The sequence below is a fragment of the Jatrophihabitans sp. genome (assembly GCF_051960575.1).
In the GTDB taxonomy this organism is placed as follows: Bacteria; Actinomycetota; Actinomycetes; order Mycobacteriales; family Jatrophihabitantaceae; genus JBQCEE01.
Genome location: NZ_JBQCEE010000276.1, coordinates 1 through 7,806 on the forward strand (window position 1 = coordinate 1; position 7,806 = coordinate 7,806).

At 72.1% G+C, this 7,806-nt stretch carries 7 protein-coding genes and 1 tRNA gene; 4 read left to right on the forward strand and 4 right to left on the reverse strand.

Annotation, left to right across the window (positions count from 1 at the left end; genetic code table 11):
• Window positions 1-117 precede the first annotated feature (117 nt).
• Window positions 118-1,566, reverse strand: coding sequence for an MFS transporter (locus ACTHMS_RS15640; protein ID WP_440307598.1), 1,449 nt, complete (start codon window positions 1,564-1,566; stop codon window positions 118-120).
• Window positions 1,567-1,654: 88 nt separating this feature from the next.
• Between ACTHMS_RS15640 and ACTHMS_RS15645 the strand changes: the two genes are divergently transcribed.
• The 3 genes from ACTHMS_RS15645 (at window position 1,655) to ACTHMS_RS15655 (ending at window position 5,360) form a co-directional block, all read left to right on the forward strand.
• On the forward strand, window positions 1,655-2,083 hold the full coding sequence (locus tag ACTHMS_RS15645) for a MarR family winged helix-turn-helix transcriptional regulator (RefSeq protein WP_440307599.1): 429 nt from the start codon (window positions 1,655-1,657) through the stop codon (window positions 2,081-2,083).
• A gap of 116 nt (window positions 2,084-2,199) precedes the next feature.
• Window positions 2,200-4,485: an MMPL family transporter gene (locus tag ACTHMS_RS15650; protein WP_440307600.1), complete on the forward strand. Its 2,286-nt coding sequence runs from the start codon at window positions 2,200-2,202 to the stop codon at window positions 4,483-4,485.
• 140 nt (window positions 4,486-4,625) lie between these two features.
• On the forward strand, window positions 4,626-5,360 hold the full coding sequence (locus tag ACTHMS_RS15655; RefSeq protein ID WP_440307601.1) for a hypothetical protein: 735 nt from the start codon (window positions 4,626-4,628) through the stop codon (window positions 5,358-5,360).
• Window positions 5,361-5,429: 69 nt separating this feature from the next.
• Here ACTHMS_RS15655 and ACTHMS_RS15660 read toward each other — a convergent pair whose 3' ends face one another.
• On the reverse strand, window positions 5,430-5,804 hold the full coding sequence (locus tag ACTHMS_RS15660) for a thioredoxin family protein (RefSeq protein WP_440307602.1): 375 nt from the start codon (window positions 5,802-5,804) through the stop codon (window positions 5,430-5,432).
• Between the two features lie 166 nt (window positions 5,805-5,970).
• Between ACTHMS_RS15660 and ACTHMS_RS15665 the strand changes: the two genes are divergently transcribed.
• Window positions 5,971-6,043, forward strand: a tRNA-Lys gene (locus tag ACTHMS_RS15665).
• Between the two features lie 20 nt (window positions 6,044-6,063).
• Here ACTHMS_RS15665 and ACTHMS_RS15670 read toward each other — a convergent pair.
• A complete protein-coding gene (locus ACTHMS_RS15670) occupies window positions 6,064-6,849 on the reverse strand; it encodes an inositol monophosphatase family protein (RefSeq protein ID WP_440307603.1) in 786 nt (261 codons plus the stop codon).
• 27 nt (window positions 6,850-6,876) lie between these two features.
• Window positions 6,877-7,806 (reverse strand): class I SAM-dependent methyltransferase (locus ACTHMS_RS15675; RefSeq protein ID WP_440307604.1); only part of this gene is annotated, 930 nt, incomplete at its 5' end.

The following is a 7,806-nucleotide window of genomic DNA, read 5'->3' on the forward strand; positions in this document are numbered from 1 at the left end:
GGCAGGTGCCGGAAACGCCGCCACCCGACCCAGATCGACACATCCCGTTCAAGACACCACGGTCAGTCAGCCGACGGGTCAGACCCAGGCCAGGCAGCGACCCCTACATCCTCACTGTCAGCCGAGCTCGAGCAACCGTTCGTCCGACACGGCACGGCGCGGAAGCCGCAGCGAGAGCGCACCGGCCGCCGCGTAGCCGACGCACGCGGCCACCGCGGCCACGCCGAACGCGGTGTCGAGATGCGGCGCGCGCTCGTGGGCGAAGAACATCGAGCCGATGACCGCGATACCGAGCGCGCCGCCGAGCTGCTGGGCGGTCGAGAACACCCCGGACGCTCCCCCGGCAGCATCGTCGGGCACCGCAGCGAGCACCACGTTGACGAGCGGCACCACGAGCAGGCCGAGGCCGGCGCCGCCCAGCACGAGCCCAGGGACGATCGCCCACAGCGACGGGCTCGGCGAGGTGCGCCATGCCGGGAGGGCTGCGACGCCGACGCCGAGCACGAGCAGCACCGCACCGGACGCCAGCACCCGGCGGCCGCGGGTCTGCGCGAGCTGCCCGGCCACGGGTGCGGTGATCATGGCGCCCGCGCTGAAGGCCAGCAGGGTCAGGCCGGTGTGCAGCGGGGTCCACCGGTGGCCGGCCTGCAGCCACAGCACGAAGGCGAGCGAGAAGCCCTGCAGCGCCGCGCTGAACAGCGCCTGCACACCGAGGCCGAACGAGAAGGCGGCCACTCGGAACTGCTGCGGGCGCACCAGGGCGGGCCGGCCGACGCGGTCGCGCCGGGCGTCCACCGCGACCGCGGCCGCGAGCAGCACCACGCCGGCCACGCCCTCGGCGACCATCCACAGCGGCCAGCCGTGGGCTCGTCCCTCGGTCAGCGGATGCACGATCGCGGCGAACGCCACCGGCAGACCGACCATCGTCGGCCACGGCAGCCGCGACGACGTCACCGGACGGCTCTCGGGGACGACGACGGCCCCGGCGACCAGCACGACCGCGGCCACCGGCACGTTGACGAGGAAGATCGCGCGCCAACCGAGCCCGAGGACGCTCTCCTGGGTGAAGACACCGCCGAGCACCACGCCGACGGCCGCCGCCAGTCCGGCCACGGCGCCGTAGACGCCGAAGGCGGCCATCCGCATGGCCGGCGGCAGTGCGGTCCGGAAGGTCGCGAGCACCTGCGGCACGAGCGCACCCGCCGCCCCGCCCTGCAGCACCCGGAAGACGATGAGCCACTCGATGCCGCCGGACGTGCCGGCCGCGAGGCTCGCGGCGCCGAACACTGCCACCGCAGCGAGGAAGACCCGGCGCCGGCCGACCAGGTCGCCGATGCGACCCCAGACGATCAAGGTGCTGCCGAAGGCGAGCAGATAGCCGGCGACGATCCACTCGAGCTGGCTCGGGGACGCGTGCAGATGCGCGCGGAGGGTGGGCAGCGCGACGTTCACGACGGTCACGTCGAGCAGGTCCATCAGCGCCGCGACCATCATCACGACGACGAGCGCGGTCGGTCGCGTCGCCGTCGGGGCCGACGGCGCGGGCGTGGACACGGTGGTGCACATGGGACCTCCCGATACGATCGGTCATCTCGTTCACCCAAGTCTCTTGTTTTGCCAAGATACTTGTCAAACCGAATTGTTGGAGGTCGTCGTGGCGACGTCGGCGGCGGAGCAGATCTTCGTCCGGCTGCGGCGGCTGATCGCGGCCGTGATCCTGCACAACGACCGGGTCGCGCAGCAGACCGGCATGAGCATGAGCGAGTCGCAGTTCGTGCACCTGCTCGACCTGCACGGTCCGATGACGCCGTCGGAGCTGTCGGCGCGCAGCGGGCTCACCTCGGGCAGCGTCACCGGCGTGCTCGACCGCCTCGAGGCACTCGAGTTCGTCCGTCGCGAGCGGCACCCGGACGACCGCCGCAAGGTGCTGGTCGTGCTCGACGGCGAGCGCGTCGCCCGGCAACTGGCACCGCTGTTCGCGGAGCAGGGAGCCCGCACGCAGCGGGCGATCGATGCGCTGTCGGCCTCGGAGCAGCGAGCGGTGGCCAAGTTCCTGGGCCTGCTCACCGACGATCCGGAGTGATCCGAGACGTGGCTCGCCCTCACTCGGTCTGGGTGGGAACATACCCTAGGGGGTATGGTACAAAGGTCGTGGGTCGAGTCGACCCGTCCCCGACCGGAGAAGTCCGAGGAGCCAGCGTGACCGCCACCGCGTCCCGTTCATCGACCGCTGCTGCCCGACACTCGGCGCCGGGACTGCTGTCGCGTCTCGGCGCGTGGTCGGCGACGCACCTGCGCGTCGTGCTGCTCGGTTGGCTGATCGTCGTCGGCGTCTTCGGCGCGTTCGCCCCGAAGGTCGAGTCGGCGCTGGCGGGTGCGGGCTGGCAGGACAGCGGCAGCCAGTCGGTGCGGGCCCGCGACGTCGTGGCCAAGGAGTTCTCCGGCCTCGGCTCCACCGCGCTGCAGGTCGTCGTGGTCGACAAGCAGGCCGCGATCGCGAGCGATCCGGCCGCACAACGGGTCATCGCCGCGGCGACCGCACTGCTCAGGGCCGACCCCAGGGTGAGCACCGTGGTGCCGCCCCAGCCGGGGATGTCGATCTCGAAGGACGGCCGGACGGCGATCGTCCAGGCCGGGGCGAAGGCGGACCCGAACGAGATGGTCCGCGCCGCCGATCATCTCGTCGGCCCGCTGCGCGCACTGTCGACGGACCGGGTCTCAGTCGAGCTCACCGGGTCCTCCGCCTTGTGGGCGAACTTCAACAAGGTCAACCACGCGGCGATGATCAAGTCCGAGGTCTTGTCCTGGCCGGTCACCATGATCGTGCTGGTGCTGGCCTTCGGCAGCCTGGTCGCCGCAGGGCTCCCACTCATGCTAACCCTCGTCGGGCTGGTCACCGCCGCGGGCGCACTGGTGCTCTCGACACACATCGCGCCGGTGAGCATCTGGGCGATGAACTTCGCGATGATGTTCGCCCTCGCGCTGGGCATCGACTACGCCCTGTTCATCGTCGTGCGTTTCCGGGCCGCCCTCCACCGCCGAGCGCACGAGGCCGATCGCAAGGCGGCGTCGATCGCCGCGATCGCCGAGACGATGGGCGCCGCCGGCAAGGCGGTGGCCTTCAGCGGCCTCACCGTCCTCGTGTCGCTGTCGACGGTGCTGCTCGTGCCGAGCCCGGCCTTCCGCAGCATGGCGCTGGGCATCATGCTGTCGGTCGTCGCGGTGCTGGCAGCCACGCTGACCCTCCTGCCGGCGGTCCTGGGCAAGCTGGGGCGTCGCATCGACTCCGGCAAGGTCCGCATCCCGGGCGCGCTGGACCGCGCCGAGCGGCGGGCCGAGCAGCGCGCGGCCGCTGCGGCGCGGGCTGGCAACCCGACGCCGGCCGACCCGGCCGACGTCTACAACGGCGCCCACCCTCATCTGCACCACACCGTCGCCGGGCTCGAGCGAGTGCTGCACCACTTCGGCGCGCTGCTGCACCGCCGTCCCTGGCTCGCCGGCGGCCTGGTGGTCGTCGTGCTCGGCGTGCTCGCGGCGCCGGTGCTCTCGCTGCGCACCGGGATGCCGAGCATCACGATCATCCCGCAGAGCGAGAGCGCCCGGGCCGGCTACAACCAGGTCGTCGACGCCTTCGGCAAGGGCGCGCCCGGCACGCTCTCCATCGTCTCCAGCACCGCCGACACCCCGCAGGTCGTCGCCGCCCTCGGCCGGGACAAGGGCATCGCCGCGGCGATGCCGGCCGGGCAGCACGGCGGCTGGAGCATGACCCTGGCCATCCCCTCGACCGACGCCTCGGCGAAGGCCACCGGCGTCACCATCGACCGTCTCCGCCACGAGTTGCCCGGCAGCGCGCTGGTCGGGGGCGCGGCCGCGGAGAACCACGACCTCGAGCAGGTGCTCTCGAGCCGGACGCCACTCGTGTTCGGCCTGCTCATCGGCCTCGGGTTCCTGCTGCTGCTCGTGGCACTGGGCTCACCACTGGTCGCCTTCGTCGGCGTGGTCACAAACCTGGCATCGATCGCCGCGGCCTTCGGGGTCGCGAAGCTGATCTTCCAGGACGGCCACCTGGCCGGGCTGCTCAACTTCGAGCCGCAGGGCTTCGTCGATGCCTGGGGCCCGCTGTTCTTCGGCGCGATGCTCTCCGGCGTCGCGATGGACTACACGCTGTTCCTGCTGTCGGCGGCCCGCGAGCACTACGACCTCACCGGCGACCCGCACCACGCCATGCGGATGGCCCTGCGGACCTCCGGCCGGGTCGTCGTCGCGGCGGCCGGCGTCATGGTGGCCGTCTTCCTGACCTTCGCGCTGTCCGGGCCGCTGGCGCCGAAGGAGATGGGCATCATCCTCGCCGTCGCCGTTTTCCTCGACGCGCTGTGCATCCGGATGGTCCTGCTGCCGGTCGTCCTGCGCCTGACCGGCCACAGCGCCTGGCACCGCCCCGCCTGGCTCGACCGCGTCCTCCCGCACGTCCGCTTCGCGCACTGACACGACGAAGGAGTGACTCCGTGTCCGTCGGACGCCCAGGCCGGCTGCGACGGGCCCCTGCGCGCGACACCCGGGCAGCGGTGCAGCGCGTCCGCTCCGGCATCGCCGGGCGGACGATCAGCCGCTCGCGGAGTCTGGACTTGAGCACACACGCGATGGCCTTCAGTGCTCAACAATTGTTGTGCACCGTCCCACTGGTCGTCGCCATCTCGGCCGTCGTCCCACACGGGCCCGGCCGGGGCGTCGCCTACGCCACGGTGAACCTGTTCGGGTTGGACGGTGCATCGGCAACCGCCGTGACCGCGCTCCTCAGCCGCCACACGAGCTCCGTCAGCGTGTCGGCGCTGGTCGTGAGCATGATCGGAGCGGTGGTCCTCTCCACGAGCGTCGGCGCCGTGCAGCAGCGCGCGTTCGAGCTCATCTGGAACGTGCCGAAGCTCCGGGGCCTGCGTTGCTACCTGCGCCAGCTGGCGTGGGCGCCCACCCTCGCCGTCTTCAGCGTCGGGATGCTGGCCGCGGCCGGGCCGGGTCGCTGGTTGGACCGGCACGTCGCCGGCGCCGGTGGGTGGTCGGTCATGGCGATCCGGGTGCTGCTGGTCGCTGCGTTCTACGTCTGGTCGCAGTTCTGGCTGCTCGACCGTCGCATCCCCACCCGCAGTCTGCTGCCGGGGTCCGTCGCGGTCGGCGTCCTCACCATCGGCCTGGTGGAAGCGTCCCGACTGGTCGTCCCAGGCCAGATCACCTGGCAGGTGCAGGCGTACGGACTGGTGGGCGTCGGCTTCGTCTTCGCCGAATGGCTGCTGATCCTCAGCGTCCTGATCTACGTCGGCGTCCTCATCGGTGCGCTGGTCGCGGAGGCTCGTCCCGCTCGGTGAGCGCCACGACCGCCGGCGACGGATGGTCGCCGGCGGGCGCAGCACTTGCGCGGTGGAGGAAGACCACCGCTACGCCGTCTTCGCCGCCCCCTGTTCGGCGACCTGCCGACGAACCCCGGTCATGTCGAGCTCGCGGATCGCGGTGATCAGCTGCTCGAGGGCCTGACCCGGCAGCGCGCCGGCCTGGGAGAACACCAGGATGCCGTCGCGGAAGGCCATGAGCGTCGGGATCGACATGATCCGGGCAGCCCCGGCGAGCCCGCGCTGGGCTTCCGTGTCGACCTTGCCGAAGACGATGTCCGGGTGTTCGGTGCTCGCCGCCTCGAACACCGGGGCGAACATGCGGCACGGACCGCACCAGGACGCCCACCAGTCGACGAGGGCGATCCCCTCGCGCTCGATGACTGCTCCGAAGTTCTGCTCGGTAAGTTCCAGCGTCGCCATCCCGGCCTCCTCGATCGTCGATCCCTGATACCCCGGGGGGTATTTCTGAAACCGTGGGCTTCCCGGCGACATTCCCGCACAGCGAGGGTGTCCTTGAGCGGTCTGAGAGACTGTGCCCAGCGGTCGCGCCTGATCACGTTCGTCGTGACCAGATCGCCGTACCGCGGGGCCTCTAGCTCAATCGGCAGAGCTGCGGACTTTTAATCCGTAGGTTCCGGGTTCGAGCCCCGGGGGGCCCACCCCGGTTCGCCGAGCGACCTCACCGGGGAAGGGCCGGACCCAAGAGCTCGAGCAGTCGGCCGTGCGTCTGCTCGTCCGCAGCGGCCAGCAGACCGCGTCCGCCGCGCACTGGGCCGCCGGTCAGGTCGGTGACGACGCACCCCGATGCCTGGCACAGCCCGACTCCGGCGGTGAAGTGGACACTGCCGTCGACCTGCTGGTCGGAGAGATAGCCCGCTCGTCGGCCGGCTGCGACCCACGCCAGCGTGAGGGTCGTCGACGTCACGCGGGTGCCGAAGGCTGTCCGGAAGGCTGGGTCGGCGATGAGCCGCGGTCCAGCCACGCCCGGGCCGCCGTCGCAGTCGACATCGACGAGGCGGGAGCGCGACGATGGCACGAGCGGGTGCTCGACGCCCGCGCGACACATCCACGCGGCCGTGCCGTCGGTGAGGAACGTCTCGCCGGCGACGGGGTCGCTGGACGCCGCCGCCGTGACCTCGGCGCCGACGGTGAGCGCCACGTTGACGGCGAACAACGGCGTGTGCGCCGCGAAGTTCAGCGTGCCGCACAGCGGGTCGACGAGCCATCGCCGATCGCCGCCCGACTGCGACGCCAGGCCGGTCTCCTCGCCGAGGAAGCCGTCATCGGGCCGTTGTGCCGACAGCACCGCCCGGATCGCCTCCTCGGCCGCCAGATCGGCTTCGGTCGCGAAGTCGGACGGCGACTTCGCGAACCGGGCGACGTCGTCGCGTCCGAACATCGAGCGGACGACGCGGGCGCCCGCCTCCGCCGCGAGGAGCGCGACGTCCGCGTCGGTGGTCAACACCCGCCGAGCATGCCAGTCGGCTGCGCCTCAGTGGGCGCGCCGGGCGCGCAGGACCAGGTCGTCGGCGTGGTGCGCCGCACTCGCCGCACCTGCCGGGCGTGGACGCAACTCGTGCACCTCGATCGTCCAGCCCGGGTCGTCGGCCAGCGCGGCAGCGAAGTGCTCGACCTGCACGTAGGCCTCAGGGTCGAAGGGTCGGTGGCCGTGCGAGGGGTCGCGCATCGCCGCGACGTCGTGGCTCAGCACGACGAGCGTGCCGCCGGGGGCCACGGCGTCGACGACGGCCCGCACGGCGCGTCCGTCGGGCGTGCGCGGGATCGACGCGTAGCTCGCGGTGACCAGGTCGAACGCCGCACGCGGGTACGGGTCGTCGCCGTTGGCGTCTGCCTGCAGGCAGGTGATCGACAGGCCGCGCTGGGCCGCGAGCGCGTCGATCCGGGCGAGGGCGTTGGTCGAGATGTCGCTGGCCGTGACCTGCCAGCCCTGCTCGGCGAGCCAGACCGCGTCCCCGCCCTCACCGGCGCCGACGTCGAGCGCCCGCCCCGGCGCGAGGCCGCCCACCTCGACGACGAGCGAGCCGTTCGGGTTCCCGCTCCAGAGCAGTTCGCCGCTGTAGCGGGCGTCCCAGTCGGCGGCCTGGCTCGACGTCGTCGCCGCCCGCGCCTCGGCCTCGTCGAGCTCGTCGGCGATCAGCGCACCGAGCCGGACGCCGTCGTCGACCGACCCGACCACCTGCCGCGCGGCGTCGGTGACGACCCGGTCGAGCCACGGCCCCTCGGCGCCCGCCACCACCAATCGATGCGCAACGACCGCATTGCCCTCGGGCAGCTCGACGCGCACCGTGCCTTCGCCCGAAGCGACGTCCGCGACTCCCATGGCGAGGATCTCGCCACCGTTTCGGTGCACGTCGTCGCGCAGGTCCACAACGTCGGGCTTCGCCGCCCCGCCCCCGCCGAC